Below are 25,583 nucleotides of genomic sequence, written 5' to 3' on the forward strand. Positions count from 1 at the left end.
GGGATCTTCCCGTTCTGTCCATCCTTGGGCATGCAGTCAAGCAACGATCGCCTCCACGGTGCCGGGGATGGCCCCGACGGCGCGGTCGACCACCGGCAGGCCCCGGACGATGTCCGCGCCGAGGCCTCTCCGGGGCTGGGGCACGACGACCCGTGGTACGACGCCCTCGCCTCCGGCTGGGGCGAGCCGGCCGGCCCCGGGGGACCCGAGCCCGTGCTGCCCTCGATGCGCCGGGAAGCGGTGGCGGAGCCACCCCCGACCGCGGCCGACGTGTACCTGGAGGTCCAGCGCAGCGCGGCCTTCCAGGAGGTCCGCAGCCGGTACCGGAGGTTCGTGGGGCCGGCCGTCGCCGCCTTCTTCACGTGGTATGTCGCCTATGTGGTGGCCGCCACGACTGCGCCCGCGCTGATGGCCCGGCCGGTGGCCGGAGCGGTGAACGTGGCGATGGTCGCCGGGCTCGGGCAGTTCCTCACCACGTTCCTGCTCACCTGGGCGTACGCCCGGCACGCCCGCCTGCGCCGGGACCGGGCCGCGCTCGAACTGCGCTGGGACACCCAGGAGCTGACGCGCGGGGCGCGCGGCGGTGCGTCGTGACGAGCGACCACCAGACGCTGGCGCTGCTGCTGTTCAGCACGTTCGTCGCCGTCACGCTGGCGATCACGACCTGGGTGAGCCGCAAGAGGCAGGGCTCGGCGGAGGAGTTCTACGCGGGCGGCCGCCTGTTCTCCCCGCTGGAGAATGGTTTTGCCATCGCCGGCGACTACATGTCGGCCGCCTCCTTCCTCGGCATCTCGGGGCTCATCGCGCTCTACGGCTACGACGGCATGCTGTACTCGGTGGGCTTTCTGGTCGCCTGGCTCGTCGTGCTGTTCCTCGTAGCCGAACTGGTGCGCAACTGCGGCAGGTTCACCCTCGCCGACGTCGTGGCGGCACGAATGCGCGAGCGGCCGGTACGGATCGCGGCGGGAACCTCCTCGGTCACCGTGTCCGTCATGTACCTGGTGGCGCAGATGGTGGGCGCGGGCAGCCTGGTCGCGCTGCTCCTCGGCGGTACGACCGAGGCGGCGCGGACGTGGACGGTCATCGGCGTCGGCGCCCTCATGGTGATCTACGTGTCGCTGGGAGGGATGCGGGCCACCACCTGGATCCAGATCGTGAAGGCCGTGCTGCTCCTCGGCGGTACCGTGGCCCTGACCGCACTCGTCCTGGTGCGCTTCCACGGCGACTTCGACCGGCTGCTGCGCACCGCGGCCGAGCGCAGCGGTCACGGCGAGGCCTTCCTGGCACCCGGGCTGGCGTACGGCGGGGACTGGACCTCGCGGTTCGACTTCATCAGTCTGGGGCTCGCCCTGGTGCTGGGCACGGCCGGGCTGCCGCACATCCTGTCCCGCTTCTACACCGTGCCCACCGCCCCGGCGGCGAGGCGGTCGGTCGTCTGGTCGATCGGCCTCATCGGAGGCTTCTACCTGATGACGATCGTGCTCGGGTTCGGCGCCGCCGCCCTGGTCGGGCCGGACGCCGTACGGGCGTCGAACGCCGCGGGGAACACGGCGGTCCCGTTGCTCGCCCTCGACCTGGGCGGCGGCGCGGGGTCCACCGGGGGAGCGGTCCTGTTCGCGGTCGTCGCCGCCGTCGCCTTCGCCACCATCCTCGCGGTGGTCGCCGGCATCACGCTGGCCTCCTCGGCGTCCGTGGCCCACGACCTCTACGCGTCCCTGCGCCGCCGTGGCGCGAAACCGCGCAGTGAGGTCGCCGTGGCGCGTGTCGCCGCCGTCGGTATCGGCGCCGCCGCGATCGCTCTCGGCCTGCTCGCCCGCGATCTCAACGTCGCCTTCCTGGTGGGCCTCGCCTTCGCCGTCGCCGCGTCCGCAAACCTGCCGGTGCTGCTCTATTCGCTGTTCTGGCGCGGCTTCACCACGCGCGGCGCCGTGTGGTCCGTCTACGGTGGGCTCGTACCGTCCGTGGTGCTCGTGCTGCTGTCCCCGGTGGTGTCCGGCAGCCCGCAGTCGCTGATCCCGGGCGTCGACTTCCAGTACTTCCCACTGCGGAACCCCGGCCTGGTCTCGATCCCGCTGGGCTTCGTCGCTGGCTGGCTCGGCACGGTCACCTCACGGGAGGCCCCGGACGAGGCCAAGTACGCCGAGACGGAGGTGCGGTCGCTGACCGGGGCGGGCGCCGTGTAGGCGGCGGCGCGATCGTCCCCGGTTCTCCTCAGACGTGGGTCGCCCACTCGTAGCGGTGTTCCGGTCGGCCGGCGTCGCCGTACTTGAGGGTCAGCCGGGCCCGACCCGTGCGTTCCAGGAGCTTCAGATAGCGCTGAGCGGTCTGCCGGCTCACCCCGGTCCGCTCGGCGATCTCCTGGGCGGAGAGCGCACCGTCCGCCTTGATCAGACACTGGCGCACAAGCTCGGCGGTGGTGGGAGAGTGCCCCTTGGGCAGCCCTGGCTCCGACGGCGCCGACAGGGCGCCGAAGATGCGGTCGACCTGCGCCTGCTCCGCCTCGCCACCGCCGTCGAGAGTGCGCCGTAGCTCCGCGTACGCCTCCAGCTTGGCGCGCAGCCCCGCGAACGCGAACGGCTTGACCAGGTACTGCAGGGCACCCTGGCGCATCGCCGCCTGGACGGTCGACACGTCCCGGGCCGCCGTCACCATGATCACGTCGGTCTGGTGGCCGCGTCGCCGCATCTCCTGGACGACCTCCAGACCGGTCCGGTCGGGCAGGTAGTGGTCCAGCAGGATCAGGTCCAGGCGGGGCAGCGTCTCCACCCTCCGCAGCGCCTCCAGCGCGCTGTGCGCCTCGCCGGCGACGTGGAAGCCCGGTACCTTCCCGACGTAGGCGGCGTTGACCCGCGCGACCCGCGTGTCGTCGTCCACGACCAAGACCTCGATCATCGGGACTCCTCCTCGGCAGTGGTGCTCACGGGGGTGGTGCGGGCCGGACCGGCGAGGGCGGGGCCGGCGAGGGCGGGGCCGGTGAGGGCGGGGTCCAGGTCCGGTTCGGCCAGCGCCTCCGGCAGGACGACGACGAATTCGGCGCCCCCACCGTGCGCCTCCCGGACGGTGGCGCTGCCGCCCTGCCGTTCGGCGAACCTGCGTACCAGCGACAGTCCGATGCCGCGCTGGCGGTGCGCCGGCGGCTCCTTGGTGGACCACCCCGCCGTGAACACCAGCTCGCGGTGTTCCTCCGGAATCCCGGGTCCCGTGTCACGCACCCGGAGCGTGACGGCACGCCCTCGCGCACGCAATTCGACCTCCACGCGCGCGTGCGGCGTTCCCGCGGCGGCGTCGAGCGCGTTGTCGACCAGGTTGCCGACCACCGTGACGAGGCCTGTGGGGTCGACCAGTCGGTCGGGCAGCCGCGTCCGGTCCGACACCCACAGCACGACTCCGCGTTCGGCCGCGACGGTCGCCTTGCCTACCAGCAGGGCGGCGAGGAGGGGGTCCTGGATCCGCTCGGTGATCTGCTCAGCGGTGACCCGGTGGTCGCCGACCACCTCGCCGACGAACTCCACGGCGTCGTCGTACATCTCGAGTTCGAGCAGCCCCAGCAGGGTGTGCATGCGATTGGCGTGCTCGTGGTCCTGCGCGCGCAGGGCGTCGATCAGGCCGCGCGTCGAGTCGAGTTCCCGGCCCAGCTGCTCCAGCTCGGTGCGGTCACGCAGGGTGGCGACGGCGCCACCGTCGTCGGTCGGCATCCGGTTGGCGACCAGGACCCGCTGGCCGCGCACGGTCAGCAAGTCGGTGCCGGTCACCCGGCCGGCCAGGACGTCGGCCGTACGCCCGCCGCCGAGTGCTTCCTCGGGGGAGCTGCCGACGGCCTCGCCGCCGATGCCCAGCAGGCGCTGCGCCTCGTCGTTGAGCAGGCGCACCCTGCCGCCGCGGTCCAGGGCGACGACGCCCTCCCGGATGCCGTGCAGCATGGCCTCTCGCTCCGCGAGCAGCCCCGCGATGTCCGAGAAGGCCAGGTCACGGGTCTGCCGCTGGACACGGCGCGAGATGAGCCAGGCGGCCACCGCGCCCACGGCGAGGGCACCACCCGCGTACGCGAACAGTCCGGGGATGGCGTGGATCAGCCGGGCCCGGACGCTGTCGTACGCGATGCCGACCGAGACCGCGCCGACGATGTCGCCGTCGCTGTCGCGCAGCGGCACCTTGCCGCGCGCGGACCGGCCCAGGGTGCCGTCGTCGATCTCCATGACCTCGCGCCCGGCCAGGGCCTGCCCGGGGTCGGTCGAGACGATCTCGCCGATCCGCTCCGGGTCGGTGTGCGACCAGCGCACGCCCTGCCGGTCCATCACGACGACGTACTCCGCATGGGTGGCCTGCCGGACCCGTTCCGCTTCCCGTTGCACCGGGCCGTCCGGCGCCGGACGGGTCGTCCGCAGGTCCCGTACGACCTGCGGTTGCTGCGCGGTGGTCTGCGCGATCGCGAGCGCACGGCGCATCGCCTGGTCGTCCAGCTGGTCACCGAGCGGCGCCAGGAACAGCCCGGTCGCGAGCACGGCGACTCCCGCGGCGATCGCCAGCTGCATCAGCAGCACCTGCGAGAACACCCGCCGCGGCAGGCCGAGGCGCAGGCGGCGTACGGAGGGAGTGGGGCTCATACCCATGACGGTACGTGGGAGGCGGGGGCATGCCGTATGGGGTGTGGCGCGGATCTCCCGGGCGCCTCCAGAGCGGGGTCGGAGCGTCAGCTCGCGAGCGCCGCCGTCACCGAGAGTTCGCGCACCGCCGTGACCTCCATCCGCGCCGGCGAGCCCAGCACCGAGGCCCCGCAGCTCTCCGGACGCGGCGGCGCCGACGCGCCCTGTTCGACGGTCACCCGCCAGTGCCGGCCGTCGGCGTGGGCCAGGGTCACCTCCCAGCGCGGAGCGGCACCGTCCGTCCGTACGACGTTCAGCGCCTCGGCCGCGTCCTCGCCGACGGCCGAGCGCACGGCCAGCTCGGCCGCCTGGCCGGGACGCTCCCACGCGGAGTTGCCGCGGCAGCCCTCGACGACGATCCGCCCCTCGGCGGCCCCGTGCAGGACCTCCTTGACGGTGTGGGTCTGGACCCGGCCGTACGCGTATCCGTGGGGCAGTACGAGCACCGTCGGTGAGAATCGGTGACCACCCAGATGGGTGACCTCCCAGACGCCCTCGGCCCCGGACGCCGCGAGTTCGGCCGCCAGCGGCCGGCCGAGGAGCGCGCAGCACCGGTCGCGCTTGCCGTTGGTGCAGACGAGAGCGAGCGGATCACCCGGATGGGGACCGCCCTCGAGCGCCGAGTCGAAGGTACGGCGATCCCCCCTGCCGAGCGCGGCGAAGTCGAGGTCGAGCAGCCGACGGGGGTCGGTGAGCCTGGTGGCGTGCAACCACACGTTTCCCGGCACGGTGTGTGCCGCGTACACCCGGCGCTCTGCGGGGGTGCCACGGTCAGCGTCCGCGTGGCGGCCGGGACGGCGGATGAGCGCGATGCGCACTCCCGTGCCCTTCGCCGCCGCCTCCAGGGCGCGCCCCAGCGCGGGGTCCAGGTGGCTCGACGTGAGCGCCTTGGAGCCCCACGGGCCGGATTGTTCGAGCAGCAACCAGGTCCTCGCGACGGGCGCGGTGCCCGAGACGGGCTCGGCGAGGCTCCGGGAGACGGTTGAGCACGTACTCACAGAGGTGAGCCTAACCTGACTTCCGCCGCGGTGACTTCCAGCCGCGCCTGAACGCTACTCCGGCAGTGGCTGAGGCGGTCTCGGACCCGAGTAGAGCCCGCTTGGACGCATACGCAGCGGCCGCTCCCCGTACTCCTCCAGCGCATGCGCGATCCAGCCCGCCGTCCGGGCCACTGCGAAGATCGTCTCGGCCGCCGTGGAGGGCATGCCGGAGGAAGCGGTGAGCACGGCGAGCGCCAGGTCGACGTTGGCGTGCAAAGGGGTGTGGCGGGCGGCGGTGGCCTGGATGTCGCGGGCCGCCGCGAGCGCGGGCGCCGCGCGGGGGATGTCCTCCAGGAGGGCGAAGAGGGCACGCGCGCGTGGGTCCTCGCCGGGGTAGAGCCGATGGCCGAGTCCGGGGATGCGGCGGCCTGCCCGCAGTTCCTCCGCGACCACCGGTGCCGCGCTGCCCTGGTCGAGCACTTCCAGCAGCAGCCGGTGGGCGAGTCCGCCGGCCGCGCCGTGCAGCGGACCCTCGATCACGCCGAGTCCGGCGGACACGGCCGCGTAGGCGTGCGCCCGGGCCGACGCCGCGACGCGTACGGCGAGCGTGGAGGCGGCCAGGTCGTGGTCGACGAGCAGGGAGAGCGCCGTGTCGAGGGCGTGCAGCGCTGCCTCGTCGGCGGGCCGTCCGCTGAGCCGTGTCCACAGGCGATGCGCGAGCGGGCCCCGGTCGTGCCCGTCGTGGAGTACGGGCGGCAGCGCGGCGACGAGGGTCGGGATGAGGATGCGCGCGGTGCCCAGCACGGCGCCCTCGGACAGATCGAAGCGGAGCGGGTCCGCGGCCCCGGCGGCGATGGCCGCGACGCGCAGCCTGTCGGTGGGGCCGGCGTGCTCGGGCAGCGCGTCGACGGCCCGGCGGGCGGCGGCCACGGAGGCGTCGGGCGCGGTGAAGGCGATGCCGGGGCGCAACTGCCCGGTCCAGAGCCACTCGGCCACTTCTTCGTAGCTGTGGCGCGCGGCGAGTTCGACCGCGTCGACGCCCCGGTAGTAGAACCGGTCGCTCTCGATGAGCGTGACGCGGGTGCGCACCGCCAACTCCTGGCCGGAGCCAGCGGGGGCGCCGCTGACGCGCCTGTTGCGCCGGGCGAGGGTCCGCACCTCCTCCGCGTCGAAGGTGCTGCCCCGGCCGCCGGGCGTGCGTCGGCTGCCGAGCTGGCCGCGGCTGACGTACGCGTACACGGTCTCGGGTTTCACTCCGAGCAGTTCGGCCGCCTCCCTGGTGGTCAGGCGCCGCTCGCTGTCGTCGGGGTGATCGGGCTCTTGATCGCGCATGGGGCCACCGTATCGACTCTGCGCGTCCGTCTTGAGTGGTCGTATTGATTCAATCAATATTGACAGAGCTTTGGTCAACTATGGACAGTTGACTCATGGCCGAGGAGGTAATCATGTCCGTCAACAAAGCCGCAGCCGCCGCAACGCTCGTCGAGGCGCCGCGAGGACTCGCGGGCGTCGTGGTGGCCGACACCGAGGTCGGAGACGTGCGAGGCCTCGAGGGCTTCTACCACTACCGCCAGTACTCGGCTGTCGAACTCGCACGGAGCCGTGGCTTCGAGGACGTCTGGCATCTCCTGGTCCACGGGGAACTGCCGGACGCCCGTCGCGGTGCCGCCTTCGCCGCGGAGACCGCGGCCCTGCGCCGGCTCCCCGACGCGGTGCGCACGGCACTGCCCGCCGTCGCTGCGGCCGGCGGCCACTCCGGCCCGCTCGCCGGGATGCGCACGGGCCTGTCCCTGCTGGGCGCGGCCCGGGGCTTCCGGCCCGTGTACGACCTGTCGGCCGATCAGCGCCGCCAGGACACCCTCGTGGCCGCCGCGGCCGTACCGACACTGCTCACCGCGCTGCACCGGTTGGGGAGGGGACTCGAACCCGTGGAGCCTCGCGAGGATCTGTCGTACGCCGCCAACTACCTCTACATGCTGACCGGTAGGGAGCCGGACGAGTGGCGGACGCGGGCGGTCGAGCAATACTTGATCTCAACCATTGATCACGGTTTCAACGCGTCAACCTTCACCGCGCGGGTCATCGCCTCGACGGGGGCGGATGTCGCGGCCTGCCTGGCCGGAGCGGTGTCGGCGTTGTCCGGTCCGCTGCACGGCGGGGCGCCGAGCAGGGCACTGGACACCCTGGACGCGATCGGCACTCCCGACCGCATCGACTCGTGGATCCGCGAGCGGGTGCTCGCCGGCGACCGCATCATGGGTTTCGGCCACGCGGTCTACCGCACCGAGGACCCGCGCTCCCGGATGCTGCGAGAGGTGGCACAGCGGTTCGGCGGTCCGCGCGTGGAGTTCGCCGTCGAGGTGGAGCGACAGGTCGAGGCGATCCTCGCGGAGCTGAAGCCGGGGCGCGAGCTCCACACGAACGTCGAGTTCTACGCGGGCGTGGTCATGGAGCTCTGCGGCCTGCCGCGCGAGATGTTCACGCCGACGTTCGCGGCAGCGCGGGTGGTGGGGTGGAGCGCCAACATCCTGGAGCAGGCGCGGGACTCGAAGATCATCCGTCCGGCGGCGCGGTACGTGGGGCCGGGAGCCCCGGTCGGGGTGCCTGCGGCGGGTTGACCACGCGGCGGGTTGACCATGCGGCGGTTGGAGCACGCGGCAGGGCTGGAGCATACGGCGGGGTGGAGCATGCGAGTGGCCTGGTGCCGTTCGGGCGCCAGGCCTGGTCGGGGAAGCGTCGAGCGAGGACGGGGTGCCGGGCTGCTCGGCGGTGGGGCGTCCGGCGCGGGTGACGGTGGTGGCGGCCGGACCGGAGACGCGGGCGGTGGCGTCAGGCGTCGGGGATGTCCGCCTTGGCGCGGATCAGGGTTTCCCGGCTGACCACGACGATCCGTTCGTAGTCGGCACGGGCGGCGTCGGCGGGCAGTTCACGCTCAAGCGCCTCGGTGGCCTCGGTGCCGATGACGGCGAAGTTGCCGTCGCTCAGTTCGAACACGTCAGGGCAGGTGGATCCCGAGTTACTGCCCCGGGCGCTGGGAGGCACACCGATGCGGCGCACGATCTTCAAAGGTACCGGTCCTTATGAACAGAGAGTCTGCGGAGTGATGGCGAGCACACGGTACTGGTGTTTCCGGGACTCTCGTGACTGGGAGGCCGAACCCACTCCGTCGTGTCCCCGAGACGGGGGTGTTGACCGTGCGCTGAGCGAGCGATTGGTCAGTCGGGCGGGGGATTCCCCACGACCCACCATTCCTCCGTATCGGCCTCGTCGAGGTCCCTGACGAGGCCGTCGACCATGCGTCCCAGCCGCGCTTCCTCGGACGCCTCGTTGAGGGAGTCGCGCATGTGTCCCGACGCCTGCCAGTACTCGCGGAACACGGGGCTCTGGAAGAACTCACGCAGGTGCCTGTACAACCCCTCCCGGTCCAGCAGCCCCATCTGATGGGTGTGGTACAGGTACACGTACCAGGCGTTGGCGTAGAAGAACTGGCGGCGCCTCGCGGCCGGGATGTCCTTGTCGTACGTGTCGATGACCTCGGCCAGGGAGGGATCGTCGATCGCCCGGGCCAGCAACTCCCAGTGCGTGCGCTGCTGATGCTGCAGCGACTCGCGCCTGATCGCCAGCTCTTCCAGCTCCAGCTGTCGCTCGTGCAGACGGGCCTTCTCCAGCCCTCGTCGGCGGGCGGCCAGCGACACTCCCGCGGTGGCCAGCAGTATGCCGGCCGCGGCGGAGCCGAACCTCCCCGTGACGTTCTTCCGTGTGACCATGTCAACCCCCGAATCAGGCGACCGCCCGCCGGTCGTCGAGTGCGGGTCGGCTGACGGGGACCGGCGAGCGATGGGTGGCGCTGCCGCCTCCAGAGTGCCGAGCGGCGCTGACCGGCGGGGAGGCGGAGAGGCGGCGCACGGAGGGAAGCGAGGGTCGCACAGTCCGGCGCCATGCAAAACGTCTGCCCAGCGAGTGCTGCTAACAATCGTTCACTCCGCGGGCACTCCACCGGCTCGTATCCTGAGCAGGCAATTCCGTACATGGGTGTACGCCTTGCCGCGGGCCGGCGTACGCGTGGGTGAGAGAGAGGTCGCACGGTGGGGCATCGCCCGACTCCGCAGCAGATCCCGGTCGTCGTGCTCGCCGGATTCCTCGGCTCCGGGAAGACCACACTCCTCAACCACCTCCTCCACCGCAGCGGAGGCAGCCGTATCGGCGCCATCGTCAACGACTTCGGCTCGATCGAGATCGACGCGATGGCCGTCGCCGGCGCGCTCGGCGACTCCACCGTTTCGCTGGGCAACGGGTGTCTCTGCTGTGCCGTCGACGCGAGTGAACTGGACGGGTACTTGGAGCGGCTGGCTCGCCCGGAAGCGGGCATCGACGTCATCGTCATCGAGGCCAGCGGTCTCGCCGAGCCACAGGAACTCGTGCGCATGCTCCTCGCCAGCGAGCAGCCCGGGGTGGTCTACGGCGGGCTCGTCGAGGTCGTCGACGCCGCCGAGTTCGACGACACGCGCGCCAAGCACCCCGAGATCGACCGGCATCTGGCGCTCGCCGACCTGGTCGTGGTCAACAAGACCGACCGGGCCCCGGACGCCGAGCGCGTGCTCGCGCTCGTCCGGTCGCTCGGCGACCGGGCCGCCGTCGTGCCCGCGACCTACGGCCGGATCGACCCGGAGTTCCTCTACGACTGCCGGCCGAGCGAGGAGCGTGTGGGGCAGCTGTCCTTCGACGACCTGCACGACCACTCCAGGGGCGGCGAACACGCGGAGCATCTGCACGCCGCCTACGACACCGTGTCGTTCGTCTCCGACCTGCCGTTCGACCCGCGCCGGCTCATGCGGTTCCTCGACAGCCGGCCCGAGGGCCTGTACCGGATCAAGGGATACGTGGACTTCGGCCCACACGACACGCGCAATCGGTACGCCGTCCACGCCGTCGGCCGTTTCCTGCGCTTCTACCCGGAGCCCTGGAGGCCCGCCGACGCCCGCCGCACCCAACTCGTCCTCATCGGCTCCGGCATCGACGCGCCGGCCCTCGCCGAGGAACTCGAAGCGTGCCGCGGGGACGCCGACGCCCCGCACGCCGACGAGCACGGCATGTGGGGCGTCCTGCGCTACGTACCGGACCCCGACGGAGCGGACCCCGCCGTACCGGCCCCCGACGTCGAGGAACCGGGCGGCGAGGATCGGCCGCCCGGGGGGTCCCAGGACGGGCCCCAGGACGGGCCCTAGGCCGGCCCCGCCACCACCGACACCGTCTTCGGCAGCGACACGCCCGAGCCGTCGCGGCGCGGGTCGATGTCCGGGAGCTGGGCGGGGGTGCCGTTCTTCTGCGCGGCGAGCGCCGGGGTGGCGCCCGCCCAGGCGAAGGCCAGACAGTCCTCGCCCTTCAGGAACCGCTGGCAGCGCACGCCACCCGTGGCCCGACCCTTGCGCGGGTATTGGTCGAACGGCGTGAGCTTGGCCGTGGTCTGGACGGAGTCGTCCAGCGTGCCGCGCGAACCGGCGACCGTGAAGACGACCGCCTCCGCGGCCGGGTCCACCGCCGTGAAGGAGATGACCTTGGCGCCGTCGGTCAGCTTGACGCCCGCCACACCGCCCGCCGGACGGCCCTGCGGTCGGACCTGTGAGGCCTGGTAGCGCAGCAGCTGCGCGTCGTCCGTGATGAAGACCAGGTCCTCGTCGCCGGTGCGCAGCTCGGCGCCGCCGACGATCCGGTCACCCTCCTTGAGGGTGATGACCTCCAACTCGTCCTTGTTGGACGGGTAGTCGGGCACCACCCGCTTGACGACACCCTGTTCCGTACCGAGCGCCAGGCCCGGCGAGGACTCGTCCAGTGTGGTCAGGCAGACGACGGTCTCGTCGTCCTCCAGGGTCACGAACTCCGCCAGCGGCGCGCCACCCGAGAGGTTCGGCGTCGGCATGGGCTCCGGGAGCTGGGGCAGGTCCACGACGTTCACCCGCAGCAGGCGCCCGGCCGACGTGACCACGCCCACCTCGCCGCGGGCCGTGGCCGGCACCGCCGAGACGATCAGGTCGTGCTTGACGCGCTTGGCGCCGGCCTCGGTGACGAGGGGCTCGTCGTTCGCGGTGCGGGCGAGCAGGCCCGTCGAGGACAGCAGCACCCGGCACGGGTCGTCCGCCACCTGGAGCGGAACGGTGGCGACCGGTGCACCGGACGACTCCAGCAGCATCGTACGGCGGTCGGTGCCGAACTTCTTGGCCACCGCGGCCAGTTCCGCCGAGACCAGCTTGCGCAGCTCCGCGTCCGAGTCGAGGATCCGGGTCAGCTCCTCGATCTCCGCGTTCAGCCGCTCCTTCTCCGACTCGAGCTCGATGCGGTCGTACTTGGTGAGCCGGCGCAGCGGCGTGTCCAGGATGTACTGGGTCTGGACGTCGCTCAGCGAGAAGCGCTCCATCAAGCGCTGCTTGGCCTGTGCGGAGTTCTCGCTGGAGCGGATGAGGCGGATGACCTCGTCGATGTCGACCAGGGCGGTGAGCAGGCCCTCGACCAGGTGCAGACGGTCGCGCTTCTTGCTGCGGCGGAACTCGCTGCGGCGCCGCACGACGTTGAACCGGTGGTCGAGGTAGACCTCCAGCAGCTCCTTGAGACCCAGCGTGAGCGGCTGGCCGTCCACCAGGGCGACGTTGTTGATGCCGAAGGACTCCTCCATCGGCGTCAGCTTGTACAGCTGCTCCAGGACGGCCTCCGGCACGAAGCCGTTCTTGATCTCGATGACCAGGCGCAGCCCGTGCTCGCGGTCGGTGAGGTCCTTGACGTCGGCGATGCCCTGGAGCTTCTTCGCGCCGACCAGATCCTTGATCTTGGCGATCACCTTCTCCGGGCCGACCGCGAAGGGCAGCTCGGTCACGACGAGACCCTTGCGGCGGGCCGTCACCGTGTCGACGGCGACCGTCGCCCGGATCTTGAAGGTGCCGCGGCCCGTCTCGTAGGCGTCCCGGATGCCGGGCAGGCCGACGATCCGGCCGCCGGTGGGCAGGTCGGGGCCCGGAACGTGCTTCATCAGGGCTTCGAGGTCGGCGTTCGGGTACCGGATCAGGTGCCGGGCGGCCGCGATCACCTCGCGCAGATTGTGCGGCGGCATGTTCGTGGCCATGCCGACCGCGATGCCGGAGGCGCCGTTGACCAGCAGGTTCGGGAAGGCGGCGGGCAGCGCCACCGGCTCCTGCTCCTGGCCGTCGTAGTTGGGGCCGAAGTCGACGGTGTCCTCGTCGATGGACTCCGTCATCAGGCTGGCGGCCTCGGCCATCCGGCACTCGGTGTACCGCATGGCGGCCGGCGGGTCGTCGTTGCCCAGGGAGCCGAAGTTGCCGTGGCCGTCGACCAGGGGGACGCGCATGGAGAACGGCTGGGCCATGCGCACCAGGGCGTCGTAGATCGACGCGTCGCCGTGCGGGTGCAGCTTGCCCATGACCTCGCCGACGACACGGGCGCACTTCACGTAGCTGCGCTCGGGCCGCAGGCCCATCTCGTTCATCTGGTAGACGATGCGGCGGTGCACCGGCTTGAGGCCGTCGCGGGCGTCCGGCAGCGCACGGGAGTAGATGACCGAGTACGCGTACTCGAGGAAGGAGCCCTGCATCTCGTCGACGACGTCGATGTCGAGGATCTTCTCCTCGTACGAATCGTCGGGCGGCGGGGTCTTCGTACTACGGCGGGCCATCGCTGCCGGCTCCTTGCTGAAGCGTGAACGGTGATCTGACGCGGTCCATTGTGGACTGCGGCACTGACAGCGACCGACCAGGACCCGTCACGGGCTGCCCGGCCCGGCGCTGCCCGCAGAGTACGCCCTCGTCACACGCGCTCGCCCCCGTCGGGCCGCTGAGCCCGTTCTCGCTCTCGGCGTACGAGGTCCGGGAACTCCACCGGCGCCCCGCACGCTTGCATACAGTGGCAGGATCGGCGGAATCCCGCAGTTCCGCCCAATGATCCACCAAGTGTTTCCACCAAGGATTCCGCGATCGAAGGGACGTACATGCCCATGGGTCACACGGCCACAGCCCAGGCAGGCTCCGGCGGCCTGACAGCGACCGAGCACCGCCTGGCCAACGGCCTGCGCGTGGTGCTCTCCGAGGACCACCTGACCCCGGTCGCGGCGGTGTGCCTCTGGTACGACGTCGGCTCGCGCCACGAGGTCAAGGGGCGTACCGGCCTGGCTCACCTTTTCGAGCACCTCATGTTCCAGGGCTCCGCCCAGGTCAAGGGCAACGGCCACTTCGAACTGGTGCAGGGGGCCGGCGGCTCGCTCAACGGCACCACCAGCTTCGAGCGCACCAACTACTTCGAGACCATGCCCGCCCACCAGCTGGAGCTCGCCCTCTGGCTGGAGGCCGACCGCATGGGCTCCCTGCTGTCCGCGCTGGACGACGAGTCCATGGAGAACCAGCGGGACGTCGTCAAGAACGAACGCCGCCAGCGCTACGACAACGTGCCCTACGGCACGGCGTTCGAGAAGCTGACCGCCCTCGCCTACCCGGAGGGCCACCCCTACCACCACACGCCGATCGGCTCCATGGCCGACCTGGACGCGGCGACGCTGGAGGACGCGCGCGCGTTCTTCCGCACCTACTACGCGCCGAACAACGCGGTGCTCTCGGTCGTCGGCGACATCGACCCCGAGCAGACGCTCGCATGGATCGAGAAGTACTTCGGCTCCATCGCCTCGCACGACGGCAAGCAGGCCCCCCGGGACGGCTCGCTGCCCGACGTCATGGGCGGGCAGCTGCGCGAGATCCTCGAGGAGGACGTCCCGGCCCGCGCCCTGATGGCCGCCTACCGCCTGCCGGAGGACGGCACGCGCGCGTGCGACGCGGCCGACCTGGCCCTCACCGTCCTGGGCGGCGGCGAGTCTTCCCGTCTGTACAACCGGCTGGTACGCCGCGACCGCACGGCCGTCGCCGCCGGATTCGGCCTGCTGCGGCTCGCCGGAGCGCCCTCCCTGGGGTGGCTGGACGTGAAGACGTCCGGTGACGTCGAGGTGCCGGTCATCGAGACCGCCATCGACGAGGAGCTCGCCCGGTTCGCCGAGGAGGGACCCACGGCGGAGGAGATGGAGCGCGCCCAGGCCCAGTTGGAGCGCGAGTGGCTGGACCGCCTGGGCACCGTCGCGGGCCGCGCCGACGAACTGTGCCGGTACACCGTCCTGTTCGGCGACCCGCAGCTCGCCCTCACCGCCGTACAGCGGGTGCTCGAGGTGACGGCCGAGGAGGTCCAGGAGGTCGCCAAGGCCCGCCTGCGCCCCGACAACCGCGCGGTGCTCGTCTACGAGCCGACCGCCCCCGCAGAGGACACCGACGCCGACACGAACGACGCCACCGACGAGAACGAGGAGGCGGCCAAGTGACCGAGCTCGCCACCATGGAATTCCACGCCCAGCCGCAAGCCGGCGAGCCCAAGCCGTGGGCCTTCCCGGCGCCCGGGCGCGGCAGCCTCGGCAACGGCCTCACCGTGCTGCGCTGTCATCGCCCCGGTCAGCAGGTCGTCGCCGTGGAGGTGCTCCTGGACGCGCCCCTGGACGCCGAGCCGGCCGGTCTCGACGGTGTCGCCACGATCATGGCGCGTGCCTTCTCCGAGGGCACCGACAAGCACTCCGCCGAGGAGTTCGCCGCCGAGCTGGAGCGCTGCGGAGCCACCCTCGACGCACACGCCGACCACCCCGGTGTCCGGCTGAGCCTGGAGGTGCCCGTCTCGCGCCTCGCCAAGGCCCTCGGCCTGGTCGCCGACGCCCTCAGGGCGCCCGCCTTCGCGGACGGCGAGGTCGAACGGCTGGTCCGCAACCGGCTCGACGAGATCCCGCACGAGCTGGCCAACCCCGCCCGCCGTGCGGCCAAGGAGCTGTACAAGGAGCTGTTCCCGGCCGGTACGCGCATGTCGCGCCCCCGGCAGGGCACCGAGGAGACGGTCGCGAGCATCGACTCGGCGGCCGTGCGGGCCTTCTACGAGAAGCACGTCCGGCCCGCCACGGCCACCGCCGTGGTCGTCGGCGACCTCACCGGCGTCGACCTCGACGCGCTGCTCGGCGAGACGCTGGGCGCGTGGACCGGCTCCGCGGCCGAGGCGCGCCCGGTACCCCCGGTGACCGCCGACGACACCGGCCGGGTCGTCATCGTGGACCGCCCCGGTGCCGTCCAGACGCAGCTGCTCATCGGCCGCACCGGCGCGGACCGGCACGACCGTGTGTGGCCCGCGCAGGTGCTCGGGACGTACTGCCTCGGCGGCACCCTCACCTCGCGCCTGGACCGCGTCCTGCGCGAGGAGAAGGGCTACACCTACGGCGTACGGGCGTTCGGGCAGGTCCTGCGTTCCGCGCCCGACGGCACGGGTGCCGCCATGCTCGCCATCAGCGGCTCCGTGGACACCCCCAACACCGGTCCCGCCCTGGACGACCTGTGGACGGTGCTGCGCAAGCTCGCCGCGGAAGGGCTCACCGACGCCGAGCGCGACGTGGCCGTGCAGAATCTGGTGGGCGTGGCGCCGCTGAAGTACGAGACGGCGGCGGCCGTGGCGAGCACTCTCGCCGACCAGGTCGAGCAGCACCTGCCCGACGACTACCAGGGGACGCTGTACCGCCAACTCGCCGCCACCGGCACGGTGGAGGCCACGGCCGCGGTCGTCAACGCCTTCCCGGGCGACCGTCTGGTCACCGTCCTCGTCGGCGACGCGGCGCAGATCAAGGAGCCCGTCGAGGCTCTCGGTATCGGTGAAGTCACCGTGGTTGCGGCCGAGTAGCGGCACGCGCGCGTGGCGGCCCTGGTGACCCGAGTGTCATCAGGGCCGCCTTTTGTCCGAATTGAGGGAGAGGCTGCCCGTCTGCCCTGTGGCGTGCGCTACAAAAAGCTTGTTGCGTTTGAGGATTGAAGACAGCCGCGTTTAGCGTCATCCGGGCTGTTCGTCAGGCAGTGCGCCGCACCCGCGGCACCGGACAGCCATCGCCGAGTCCCCGTACGGCGCGAGCCAGGGGAGCCGGGGACCCATGCAGTCCCTGGGGTGAATCGGACGCCCGCGCGCAGCGAGGGGGTCCGTAGGAGACCTTCCACCTCCGAACCCGTCAGCTAACCCGGTAGGCGAGAGGGAAGGAAAGGACCAGCCTCTACATGGCGTTCACGCGCGCCACCGGGAAGCACCGCCGTCCCAGCCGGGTGCACCGCACCACCGCCCGCGCGGCGGGTGTCGCGGCCCTCGCCACCACCGGCGTCGTCGGCACCCTCGCGGCTCCTGCGCTCGCCGCCGAGTCCGAGGCGGAGCAGAGCGGACTCACCCCGGTCGTCACCATCGGCGACTCCATAGCCCACGAGATCGACGCCCAGGCCACCGCGCAGGAGCAGGCGGCCCTGCACGCCGCCGCCCGTGAGGCGGCCCAGGAGGCCGCGCGCGAGCGGGCGGCCGAGGCGGCGAAGGAGGCGCGCGAGGCCAAGGAGCGCGCCGCACGCGAGGCGGAGCGCAAGCGCCTCAACACCTTCGTGTCGCCGATCACCGCCTCCTACGTCTCCACCGCCTACCAGGCCGGCAGCTCTCTGTGGTCGTCCGGCAGCCACACCGGCATCGACTTCCACGCCGCCAGCGGCACCTCCGTGCACGCGGTCGGCGTCGGCACCGTCGTGGAGGCCGGCTGGGGCGGGGCGTACGGCAACCAGGTCGTCATCAAGATGCACGACGGTACGTACACGCAGTACGGCCACCTGTCGTCCATCGGCGTCTCGGTCGGCCAGTCGGTCGGCGCCGGGCAGCAGATCGGCCTCTCCGGCGCCACCGGCAACGTCACCGGACCGCACCTGCACTTCGAGGCCCGCACGAGTTCCGAGTACGGTTCGGACATGGACCCCGTCGCCTACCTCCGCTCCCACGGTGTGAACCTCTGACGTAGCGCGGGTACGGCACCCGAAAGCCCCGGCTTCCCGAGCCGGGGCTTTCGCATTTCCGCGCGGGTCCCGGAAGCGCCGTCGTCCAAAAAACGTCCATGAAATCCGCCGCACCGTCGGAATATCCGCTTGATTGGCCTAGAGTCACTGAACACGCGTCAATCGTCGACGTTTCACGGGGATTAAGGCGGAGGTCGGGTATGCGTATTCCGGCGCACTCGGTGTGCACGGCGATCCGGGACGACATCGTCACCGGCGTCCACGGACGCGGCAGCCGGCTCACCGAGGAACTTCTGGCCCGCCGCTACGGCGTCTCCCGCGTCCCCGTCCGCGAGGCCCTGCGTACGCTGGAGGCCGAGGGCTTCGTGGTGACGCGGCGGCACGCGGGCGCGTGCGTCGCGGAACCCACCGAGCAGGAGGCCGCCGACCTGCTGGAGACGCGTACGCTCCTCGAGCCCCTCGGCGCCTCCCGCGCGGCCCGGCGCCGCACCGAGGCGCACCTCAAGGTGCTCCGCGGGCTGGTGAGGCTCGGGCAGGAGCGTGCCAGGCAGGGCAACAGCGAGGACCTGCGCTCACTGGGCGGATGGTTCCACGAGACCCTCGCCCAGTCCGCCGGCAGCTCTTCCCTGGCGGCCTTGCTGACCCAGCTGCGCCACAAGATCGCCTGGATGTACGTCGTTGAGGCGCCGGCCGGACCCGTGGAGTGCTGGGCGGAGCACGGCGCGATCGTGGACGCGGTGGCCCGGGGCGACGGCGAGCGCGCGCGGGCGCTCATGACGCTGCACACCGAGCGGTCGGCGTCGGCGCTCAGACTGCGATTCACCTCCGGCGGCGGGCGGACGGAGCGTGTGAGGAACTCGCAACGTCCCGTAAACACGCCGAGCCTGCGGCATTAACACGGGGGCCGTATACAAAGAGGGGGTAATTCGGGGGGGGGGTGTTCTCTGCTGCCTATTTCCTGTTGTGCTCGAAAGTGTGGGGGAGCGGAAAGCGAAAGCGAAAGGCCCGCCCAGTGTTCCGGGCGGGCCTTTCGGTGCTGCCGTTGATCAGACGGTCTCGGGGAGTTCCTCGAGTCCTTCGGAGACCAGCTTCGCCAGTCGGTCCAGGGCGGCGTCCGCACCCTCGGCGTCGGCGGCGAGGACGATCTCCTCGCCGCCCTGGGCGCCGAGGCCGAGGACGGCCAGCATGGAGGCCGCGTTGACGGGGGAACCGTCGGCCTTGGCGATCGTCACCGGGACGCCTGTGGCCGTGGCGGCTCGGACGAAGATGGAGGCGGGGCGGGCGTGGAGACCCTCGGCCCAGCCGACGTTGACGCGGCGCTCAGCCATGTGATGCTGCCCTTCAGGTGTTCAAGGTTTCATGTTGTCTAGACCAGTCTTGTCTAGACCAGTTTCCCACATCGTGAAGCGTGCCGGGACGGCACCGTGCACCGTCCCGTGTGGTCGCCGGACCGCGGCCTCGGCCCGGCCTTCCGTCCTCCACAGACTGCCTCGCGCCGTTGTCGTACGCGAGCCGTACTCTGGGGCCCATGCAGACCTCGTCGGACCGGCACGAGTACCCCGCCCACTGGGAGGCCGACGTGGTGCTGCGCGACGGCGGCACCGCGCGCGTCCGCCCCATCACCGTTGATGACGCCGAGCGCCTGGTCAGCTTCTACGAGCAGGTCTCCGACGAGTCGAAGTACTACCGCTTCTTCGCGCCGTACCCTCGCCTGTCCGCCAAGGACGTCCACCGCTTCACGCACCACGACTTTGTGGACCGGGTGGGACTCGCGGCCACCATCGGCGGCGAGTTCATCGCCACCGTACGCTACGACCGGATCGGCGCCGGTGGAACACCCGCCTCGGCACCGGCCGACGAGGCCGAGGTCGCCTTCCTCGTCCAGGACGCCCACCAGGGCCGTGGCGTCGCCTCCGCGCTGCTGGAACACATCGCCGCCGTCGCCCGCGAGCGCGGCATCCGCCGCTTCGCCGCCGAGGTGCTGCCTGCCAACACCAAGATGATCAAGGTGTTCATGGACGCCGGGTACACCCAGAAGCGCAGCTTCGAGGACGGCGTGGTCCGCCTGGAGTTCGACCTCGAACCCACCGACCGCTCGCTCGCCGTGCAGTACGCGCGTGAGCACCGCGCGGAGGCGCGTTCCGTTCGGCGGCTGTTGCAGCCCGGTTCGGTCGCGGTCGTCGGTACCGGCCGCGCACCGGGAGGCGTCGGTCGCAGCATCCTCGGCAACATCCGGGACGCGGGCTACACCGGCCGGCTGTACGCCGTGAACAAGGCCCTTCCCGAGGGGCAGAAGGAGCTCGACGGGGCGCCCGCCCGCCGCTCGGTGCGCGAGATCGACGGGCCGGTCGACCTCGCGGTCGTCACCGTGCCCGCCGAGCAGGTCCCCGAGGTCGTCACCGAGTGCGGCGAGCACGGTGTGCAGGGCCTCGTGGTGATCACCGCCGGGTATGCCGACAGCGGTCCCGACGGACGTGAACGCCAGCGCGCCCTCGTGCGGCACGCGCGCACGTACGGCATGCGGATCATCGGCCCCAACGCCTTCGGGATCATCAACACCTCCCCGGACGTGCGGCTCAACGCCTCCCTCGCCCCCGAGATGCCGCGCCCCGGCCGGATCGGTCTGTTCGCCCAGTCCGGCGCCATCGGGATCGCCCTGCTGTCCCGGCTGCACCGGCGAGGCGGCGGCGTCACCGGCGTCACCGGCGTGTCGACCTTCGTCTCCTCCGGCAACCGGGCCGACGTCTCGGGCAACGACGTCCTCCAGTACTGGTACGACGACCCGGAGACCGACGTCGCGCTGATGTACCTGGAGTCCATCGGCAACCCGCGCAAGTTCACCCGCCTGGCCCGGCGGACGGCGGCCGTCAAGCCGCTGGTGGTGGTCCAGGGCGCCCGGCACGGCGGCGTGGCGCCGCAGGGGCACGCGGTACGGGCGACACGGCTGCCCCACGCGACGGTCTCCGCGCTGCTGAGGCAGGCCGGCGTGATCCGCGTCGACACGATCACCGACCTGGTCGACGCGGGGCTGCTCCTCGCCCGCCAGCCGCTGCCCGCCGGGCCGAGGGTGGCGATCCTGGGCAACTCCGAATCACTGGGCCTCCTGACGTATGACGCCTGCCTCTCCGAGGGGCTGCGTCCGCGTCCTCCCCTGGACCTGACGACGGCGGCCTCGGCGGACGATTTCCACGCGGCTCTCTCCCGTGCCCTGGCCGACGACACCTGCGACGCGGTGGTGGTGACCGCCATCCCGACGGTGGGGGAGGGAGCGGCGGGTGACGCGTCCCTGGCCGAGGCCCTGCGATCGGCGGCGGCCGCGGTACCCGCAAAGCCGGTCTTGGTGGTCCACGTGGAACTGGGCGGCTTGGCCGAAGCCCTGTCCGCGGCGGCGAGCACGGCGCCACAGGCGGTCTTGCCCGGTGAGCCGCGGACCGCCGCGCCCGCCGGCCCCGAGGCCGGCCCGCCCGCGCGGCCCCGGGCGGCCGAGACACCCGGCTCGCGGGCGACCGCGCCCGGAGAGAGCGGGGCGATCCCGCCCGGCGAGCCGCAGACGACCTCGGCTTCCGGGCGTCAGGCGGCGCCGCCCGCCCACCCTCAGGCGTCCTCGCCGTCCTCGCCGTCCTCGCCGTCCTCGCCGTCCTCGCCGTCCCCGGCGTCCCCGGCGAGTATCGCCCCGTCGGCCGCTCCCGCGTCCGAGCCCGCAGGGGCTCCCGAAGGAGCCCGCCTCATCCCCGCCTACCCCGCCGCCGAACGGGCCGTCCGCGCCCTCGCCCAGGCCGTCGCCTACGCCCAGTGGCGACGCGACGCGGCCGACCCCGGGAAGGTGCCGGAGTACGAGGACATCGACGAGAAGGGCGCCGCCGAGCTGATAACCGGGCACCTCGCGCGCGGGCAGGGGCTCACACTCGGCACACAGGAGACCTGCGACCTGCTCGGCAGGTACGGCATCCACGTCCACCGGGCCCTGCCCGCGCCCTCTCCCGACGACGCCGTCGCGGCCGCGCGGTCCATCGGCTACCCCGTGGCCCTCAAGGCCACCGCTCCGCACCTGCGCCACCGCGCCGACCTGGGCGGCGTACGCCTGGACCTCGCGGACGAGGAGCAACTGCGGCGGGCGTACGTGGAGTTGACCGAGCTGTTCGGGAAGCCCGAGGAGCTGAGACCGGTGGTGCAGGGCATGGCACCGCGCGGCGTGGACACGGTCGTGCGGGCGGTCATCGACCCGGCGGCCGGTGCCGTGCTGTCCTTCGGGCTCGCCGGGGCCGCCACCCAGCTGCTCGGCGACATGGCGCACCGGCTGATCCCGGTCACCGACCGGGAGGCCACTTCGCTCATCCGTTCGATTCGCACGGCGCCCCTCCTCTTCGGCTGGCGCGGCTCGGCGCCGGTCGACAGCTCCGCCCTGGAGGAGCTGCTTCTGCGGGTCTCCCGGCTGGTCGACGACCACCCGGAGGTCGTCGCGGTCACCCTGGAACCGGTCGTCGTGGCCCCACGCGGCCTGAGCGTCCTCGGCGCCACCGTCCGCCTCGCGCCTCCTCCCGCCAGGGACGACCTCGGCCCGCGGACCCTGCCGGCGTACTGACCGCCCGCCGCCCGGGGGCGGGTCCCGCACGAGCGTGCCTCGCAGTCAGTGCGCCCCCGTAGGATGGACGGCATGGCCAAGACCAGTACGACGACCCAGGGGCTGCGAGCGGCGATCGAGCGCAGCGGCTACTACCCGGCCCTCGTGGCCGAGGCGGTGGAGGCCGCCGTGGGCGGCGAGCCCGTCAGGTCGTACCTGGTCCACCAGGAGACGACGTTCGACCAGAACGAGGTGCGCCGGCACGTCACCGTGCTCGTGCTCACCGGCAACCGCTTCATCGTCAGCCACACCGACGAGCAGGCCGCCGACGACACCTCCCCCTCGCCCTACGCCACCACCTCCACGGAATCCGTCAAGCTCGGCCGGATCTCGTCCATCGTCGTCAGCCGCGTGGTCGCCGACCCGGAGCAGTACAAGCCGGGCACGCTGCCCCGCGAGATCGTGCTGACCATCGGCTGGGGCGCCGTCTCCCGCATCGACCTGGAGCCGGCCGCCTGCGGTGACCCCAACTGCGAGGCCGACCACGGCTACACGGGCAGTTCGACGGCCGACGACCTCAGCCTGCGCGTCAGCGAGGCCGGGGACGGCCCGGAGACGGTGCGCCAGGCGCTCAGCTTCGCCCAGGCCCTCTCCGAAGCGACCGCGGACTCCGCCCGCTGATGGTCCAGCCCGCCGCCTGGGAAACCGACCCGGAGCCCCTCCCCGTAGACTCCGCCCCCGTACCCGAGTACGGCACGGGCTCGCTCGCCGACCTGCTGCCCACCCTGGCCGCCGGCCTCGGCGTCCCCGGCATGACCGCGGGCATCACGGAGCTGGCCCCCGCCGACCGGAACTGCGTGTTCCTGATCGACGGCCTCGGCTGGGAGCAACTGCGGGCGCACCCGGAGGACGCCCCCTTCCTCAGCTCGCTGCTGGGCACCTCGCGCGGCGGCACCGGACGCCCGATCACCGCCGGCTATCCGGCGACCACCGCGACCTCCCTCGCCTCCGTCGGCACCGGCCTGCCGCCGGGCGCCCACGGCCTGCCCGGCTACACCGTGCGCGATCCGGCCACCGGCGCGCTGATGAACCAGCTGCGCTGGCAGCCGTGGACCGCGCCCGGCGCCTGGCAGCCGTACCCCACCGTCTTCCACCTCGCCCACAAGGCGGGTGTGCGCGCCGCCCAGGTCTCCTCCCCGACCTTCGCGAACACCCCGCTGACGAAGGTCGCGCTCAGTGGCGGCACGTTCCACGGACGGCTGTCCGGCGAGGACCGCATGGACTGCGCCGCCGAGCAACTGGCCGGGGCCGACCGAGCCCTGGTCTACACGTACTACGCCGAGGTCGACGGCGCCGGCCACCGCTTCGGCGTCGACTCCGACACCTGGCGCGGCCAGTTGGGACACGTCGACCGGCTCGTCCAGCGCCTCGCCGAACAGCTGCCGCCGCGCAGCGCTCTGTACGTCACCGCCGACCACGGCATGATCGACGTGCCCTTCGACGAGGACCACCGCATCGACTTCGACGACGACTGGGAACTGAAGGCGGGCGTCGCCCTCCTCGGCGGCGAGGGCCGCGCCCGGCACGTGTACGCCGTCCCCGGCGCGCAGAACGACGTGCTGACGTGCTGGCGCGAGGTGCTCGGCGAGCAGTTCTGGGTGGCGTCGCGGGACGAGGCGGTCGCGGCGGGTTGGTTCGGCCCCCGCATCGACGACCGGGTGTACGACCGCATCGGCGACGTAGTCGCCGCCGCCCGGGACGACGTCCTGCTCATCGCCTCCGAGCGGGAGCCGAAGGAATCGGCGATGGTCGGCAACCACGGTTCGATGACCCCCGCCGAGCAACTCGTCCCCCTGCTCGAAGTACGCTCCTGATTCTCCGCTCCAGCCCGCCCCACCCGGTTCCGCCGTGCCCCGCCGCTGTCGAAAGGTGCTCAACCCCTCATGTCCGAGCTGGTGTTCTTCTCCGGAACGATGGACTGCGGGAAGTCGACGCTGGCCCTCCAGATCGAGCACAACCGCTCGGCACGCGGCCTGGCCGGCATGATCTTCACCCGTGACGACCGCGCGGGCGAGGGCAAGCTCTCCTCCCGCCTCGGTCTGGTCACCGACGCGGTGGAGGTCGAGGACGGACAGGACCTGTACGCGTACCTCGTCGACCACCTCTCGCAGGGTGGTCGCGCGGACTACGTGATCGCGGACGAGGCACAGTTCCTCACGCCGGACCAGATCGACCAGCTCGCGCGCGTGGTCGACGATCTCGGCATCGACGTGTACGCCTTCGGCATCACCACCGACTTCCGCTCCAAACTCTTCCCCGGCTCCCAGCGCCTGGTCGAACTCGCCGACCGTGTCGAGGTGCTCCAGGTCGAGGCCCTGTGCTGGTGCGGCGCCCGCGCCACGCACAACGCCCGCACCGTGGGCGGCGTCATGGTCGTCGAGGGCGCCCAGGTGGTCGTCGGCGACGTGGCGCAGTCCCCCGACGAGGTCGGCTACGAGGTGCTGTGCCGACGGCACCACCGGCGCCGTACCACCGCCGCGACGGCCCACGCGGCGGCGCTGTCGCCGGACGTGCTGCCGGTATCACCCGCCTGAGCGACCCCGGGACCGCGCGCTCGGGCCCCGACGGCGCTCCAGCAGCGACAACCGCGCCCCCTCCGGGTCCGCCACCATCGCCACCCGGCCGTGAGGCGTGTCCCGGGCGGGCTTGAGCACGTGCCCGCCGAGATCGGCGAGGTGCTCCAGGGACTCCTCCGCGTCGGCCACCTCGAAGTACGTCACCCAGTGCGGCCCCCGGTCGCGGGGCAAAGCGTTTCCGACCCCGTGGATACCGGCGACGGGACGGCCGTCGAGGCACAGGGTCACGTAGTCGAGGTCGGCGGAGACCTCCGGCTCCAGCTCGAAGCCGAAAACGGTCTCGTAGAACTTGGCGACGCTCGCCGACTCGTAGGTCATCAGCTCGTTCCAGGCCGGGGTGCCCGGCACGTCGGTGACGGCCGTGCCGAGGTGCGCCGCCGCCTGCCAGATGCCGAAGACGGCGCCCGAGGGGTCGGAGCCGATGGCCAGGCGGCCGGCCTCACCCGCGTCCAGCGGGCCCACGCCGATCGTGCCACCGCACAAGCGTACCGTTTCGGCCGTCCGGTTGACGTCGTCGGAGGCGAAGTAGGGCGTCCAGGCGATGGGCAGGTGCCGGTCCGGGGGCAGTTGGCCGATACCCGCCACCTCGCGCCCGTCGAGCAGAGCCCGTACGTAGGGGCCCAGCTGCTGCGGGCCGGGCTGGAACTCCCAGCCGAACAGTGCGCCGTAGAACTCCTGGGTCGCGGCCGGCCCGTGCACCATCAGACTCACCCAGCAGGGTGTGCCGGGCGTGCGCCGGGCGTTCGTCTCGCCGTTCCGGCCGGCCGACCCCCGTGCGTCGGTCATCGTCACTCTCTTCTCGGCCCTCCGCGGGCCGTGCGTCCGCTTCCGCTCTGACGGACCTTCGCGCCGATGCCGGCACCGGACCCGGTGCCGCGCGCTTCGGCCGC

21 protein-coding genes and 1 riboswitch are annotated in these 25,583 nt (G+C 72.1%); of the genes, 12 read left to right on the forward strand and 9 right to left on the reverse strand.

Going from position 1 to position 25,583, the window contains the following annotated elements; translation table 11 throughout:
- Window positions 1–30 precede the first annotated feature (30 nt).
- The gene (locus tag ACZ4V1_RS26895) at window positions 31–594 is read left to right on the forward strand and encodes a DUF485 domain-containing protein (RefSeq protein WP_468340605.1); all 564 of its coding nucleotides are present in this window, start codon (window positions 31–33) and stop codon (window positions 592–594) included.
- On the forward strand, window positions 591–2,183 hold the full coding sequence (locus ACZ4V1_RS26900; RefSeq protein WP_468340608.1) for a solute symporter family protein: 1,593 nt from the start codon (window positions 591–593) through the stop codon (window positions 2,181–2,183). The genes ACZ4V1_RS26895 and ACZ4V1_RS26900 overlap by 4 nt, the downstream gene beginning before the upstream one ends.
- Before the next feature lie 28 nt (window positions 2,184–2,211).
- On the opposite strand, the gene ACZ4V1_RS26905 is transcribed toward ACZ4V1_RS26900, so the two are convergent.
- From ACZ4V1_RS26905 to ACZ4V1_RS26920, 4 genes are all read right to left on the reverse strand, one after another.
- Complete coding sequence (locus tag ACZ4V1_RS26905) at window positions 2,212–2,892, reverse strand: response regulator (protein WP_468340610.1); 681 nt, start codon at window positions 2,890–2,892, stop codon at window positions 2,212–2,214.
- Complete coding sequence (locus ACZ4V1_RS26910) at window positions 2,889–4,604, reverse strand: ATP-binding protein (protein ID WP_468340613.1); 1,716 nt, start codon at window positions 4,602–4,604, stop codon at window positions 2,889–2,891. Before ACZ4V1_RS26910 ends, ACZ4V1_RS26905 begins: the two co-directional genes overlap by 4 nt.
- Before the next feature lie 86 nt (window positions 4,605–4,690).
- A complete protein-coding gene (locus ACZ4V1_RS26915; protein WP_468340616.1) occupies window positions 4,691–5,641 on the reverse strand; it encodes a sucrase ferredoxin in 951 nt (316 codons plus the stop codon).
- 54 nt (window positions 5,642–5,695) lie between these two features.
- Entirely contained in the window at window positions 5,696–6,955 is a 1,260-nt protein-coding gene (locus ACZ4V1_RS26920; protein ID WP_468340620.1) for a citrate/2-methylcitrate synthase, read from the reverse strand.
- A 113-nt stretch (window positions 6,956–7,068) separates the two neighbouring features.
- Between ACZ4V1_RS26920 and ACZ4V1_RS26925 the strand changes: the two genes are divergently transcribed.
- Complete coding sequence (locus ACZ4V1_RS26925) at window positions 7,069–8,241, forward strand: citrate synthase/methylcitrate synthase (RefSeq protein WP_468340623.1); 1,173 nt, start codon at window positions 7,069–7,071, stop codon at window positions 8,239–8,241.
- 211 nt (window positions 8,242–8,452) lie between these two features.
- Here ACZ4V1_RS26925 and ACZ4V1_RS26930 read toward each other — a convergent pair whose 3' ends face one another.
- Both ACZ4V1_RS26930 and ACZ4V1_RS26935 read right to left on the reverse strand, forming a co-directional pair.
- Window positions 8,453–8,689 carry a hypothetical protein gene (locus ACZ4V1_RS26930; protein ID WP_100048050.1) on the reverse strand — a complete coding sequence of 79 codons (237 nt, stop codon included), beginning with the start codon at window positions 8,687–8,689 and terminating at the stop codon, window positions 8,453–8,455.
- A gap of 149 nt (window positions 8,690–8,838) precedes the next feature.
- A complete protein-coding gene (locus tag ACZ4V1_RS26935) occupies window positions 8,839–9,390 on the reverse strand; it encodes a DUF6082 family protein (RefSeq protein WP_468340627.1) in 552 nt (183 codons plus the stop codon).
- Between the two features lie 318 nt (window positions 9,391–9,708).
- On the opposite strand from ACZ4V1_RS26935, the gene ACZ4V1_RS26940 reads away from it, so the two are divergent.
- The gene (locus tag ACZ4V1_RS26940; protein WP_468340630.1) at window positions 9,709–10,848 is read left to right on the forward strand and encodes a CobW family GTP-binding protein; all 1,140 of its coding nucleotides are present in this window, start codon (window positions 9,709–9,711) and stop codon (window positions 10,846–10,848) included.
- Here ACZ4V1_RS26940 and ACZ4V1_RS26945 read toward each other — a convergent pair.
- Window positions 10,845–13,301, reverse strand: a complete 2,457-nt coding sequence (locus ACZ4V1_RS26945; protein ID WP_468340633.1) for a DNA gyrase/topoisomerase IV subunit A — start codon at window positions 13,299–13,301, stop codon at window positions 10,845–10,847. The genes ACZ4V1_RS26940 and ACZ4V1_RS26945 overlap by 4 nt on opposite strands.
- A gap of 312 nt (window positions 13,302–13,613) precedes the next feature.
- On the opposite strand from ACZ4V1_RS26945, the gene ACZ4V1_RS26950 reads away from it, so the two are divergent.
- The 4 genes from ACZ4V1_RS26950 to ACZ4V1_RS26965 all read left to right on the forward strand — a co-directional run bounded on the left by ACZ4V1_RS26950 (window position 13,614) and on the right by ACZ4V1_RS26965 (window position 18,392).
- Window positions 13,614–14,981, forward strand: coding sequence for a M16 family metallopeptidase (locus ACZ4V1_RS26950; protein WP_468340636.1), 1,368 nt, complete (start codon window positions 13,614–13,616; stop codon window positions 14,979–14,981).
- Window positions 14,978–16,366, forward strand: a complete 1,389-nt coding sequence (locus ACZ4V1_RS26955) for a M16 family metallopeptidase (RefSeq protein ID WP_468340639.1) — start codon at window positions 14,978–14,980, stop codon at window positions 16,364–16,366. Before ACZ4V1_RS26950 ends, ACZ4V1_RS26955 begins: the two co-directional genes overlap by 4 nt.
- 191 nt (window positions 16,367–16,557) lie before the next feature.
- Window positions 16,558–16,719: riboswitch (cyclic di-AMP (ydaO/yuaA leader) on the forward strand.
- Window positions 16,720–16,731: 12 nt separating this feature from the next.
- Complete coding sequence (locus tag ACZ4V1_RS26960; protein WP_468340642.1) at window positions 16,732–17,496, forward strand: M23 family metallopeptidase; 765 nt, start codon at window positions 16,732–16,734, stop codon at window positions 17,494–17,496.
- A gap of 200 nt (window positions 17,497–17,696) precedes the next feature.
- Window positions 17,697–18,392, forward strand: coding sequence for a GntR family transcriptional regulator (locus ACZ4V1_RS26965; protein ID WP_468340644.1), 696 nt, complete (start codon window positions 17,697–17,699; stop codon window positions 18,390–18,392).
- 150 nt (window positions 18,393–18,542) lie between these two features.
- On the opposite strand, the gene ACZ4V1_RS26970 is transcribed toward ACZ4V1_RS26965, so the two are convergent.
- Window positions 18,543–18,824 (reverse strand): HPr family phosphocarrier protein, encoded by a 282-nt coding sequence (locus ACZ4V1_RS26970; RefSeq protein ID WP_055419832.1) that lies wholly within the window; start codon window positions 18,822–18,824, stop codon window positions 18,543–18,545.
- 200 nt (window positions 18,825–19,024) lie between these two features.
- Between ACZ4V1_RS26970 and ACZ4V1_RS26975 the strand changes: the two genes are divergently transcribed.
- From ACZ4V1_RS26975 to ACZ4V1_RS26990, 4 genes are all read left to right on the forward strand, one after another.
- Complete coding sequence (locus ACZ4V1_RS26975; RefSeq protein WP_468340648.1) at window positions 19,025–22,078, forward strand: bifunctional acetate--CoA ligase family protein/GNAT family N-acetyltransferase; 3,054 nt, start codon at window positions 19,025–19,027, stop codon at window positions 22,076–22,078.
- A 63-nt stretch (window positions 22,079–22,141) separates the two neighbouring features.
- Window positions 22,142–22,738 (forward strand): DUF5998 family protein, encoded by a 597-nt coding sequence (locus tag ACZ4V1_RS26980; protein ID WP_468340710.1) that lies wholly within the window; start codon window positions 22,142–22,144, stop codon window positions 22,736–22,738.
- Window positions 22,738–23,931, forward strand: coding sequence for an alkaline phosphatase family protein (locus tag ACZ4V1_RS26985; protein ID WP_468340651.1), 1,194 nt, complete (start codon window positions 22,738–22,740; stop codon window positions 23,929–23,931). Before ACZ4V1_RS26980 ends, ACZ4V1_RS26985 begins: the two co-directional genes overlap by 1 nt.
- Before the next feature lie 69 nt (window positions 23,932–24,000).
- Complete coding sequence (locus ACZ4V1_RS26990) at window positions 24,001–24,651, forward strand: thymidine kinase (RefSeq protein WP_468340654.1); 651 nt, start codon at window positions 24,001–24,003, stop codon at window positions 24,649–24,651.
- Here ACZ4V1_RS26990 and ACZ4V1_RS26995 read toward each other — a convergent pair.
- On the reverse strand, window positions 24,640–25,479 hold the full coding sequence (locus ACZ4V1_RS26995; RefSeq protein WP_468340657.1) for a VOC family protein: 840 nt from the start codon (window positions 25,477–25,479) through the stop codon (window positions 24,640–24,642). The two genes, ACZ4V1_RS26990 and ACZ4V1_RS26995, sit on opposite strands and share 12 nt — an antisense overlap.
- Window positions 25,480–25,583 lie beyond the last annotated feature (104 nt).

The sequence above is a fragment of the Streptomyces sp. NPDC028991 genome, assembly GCF_055564775.1.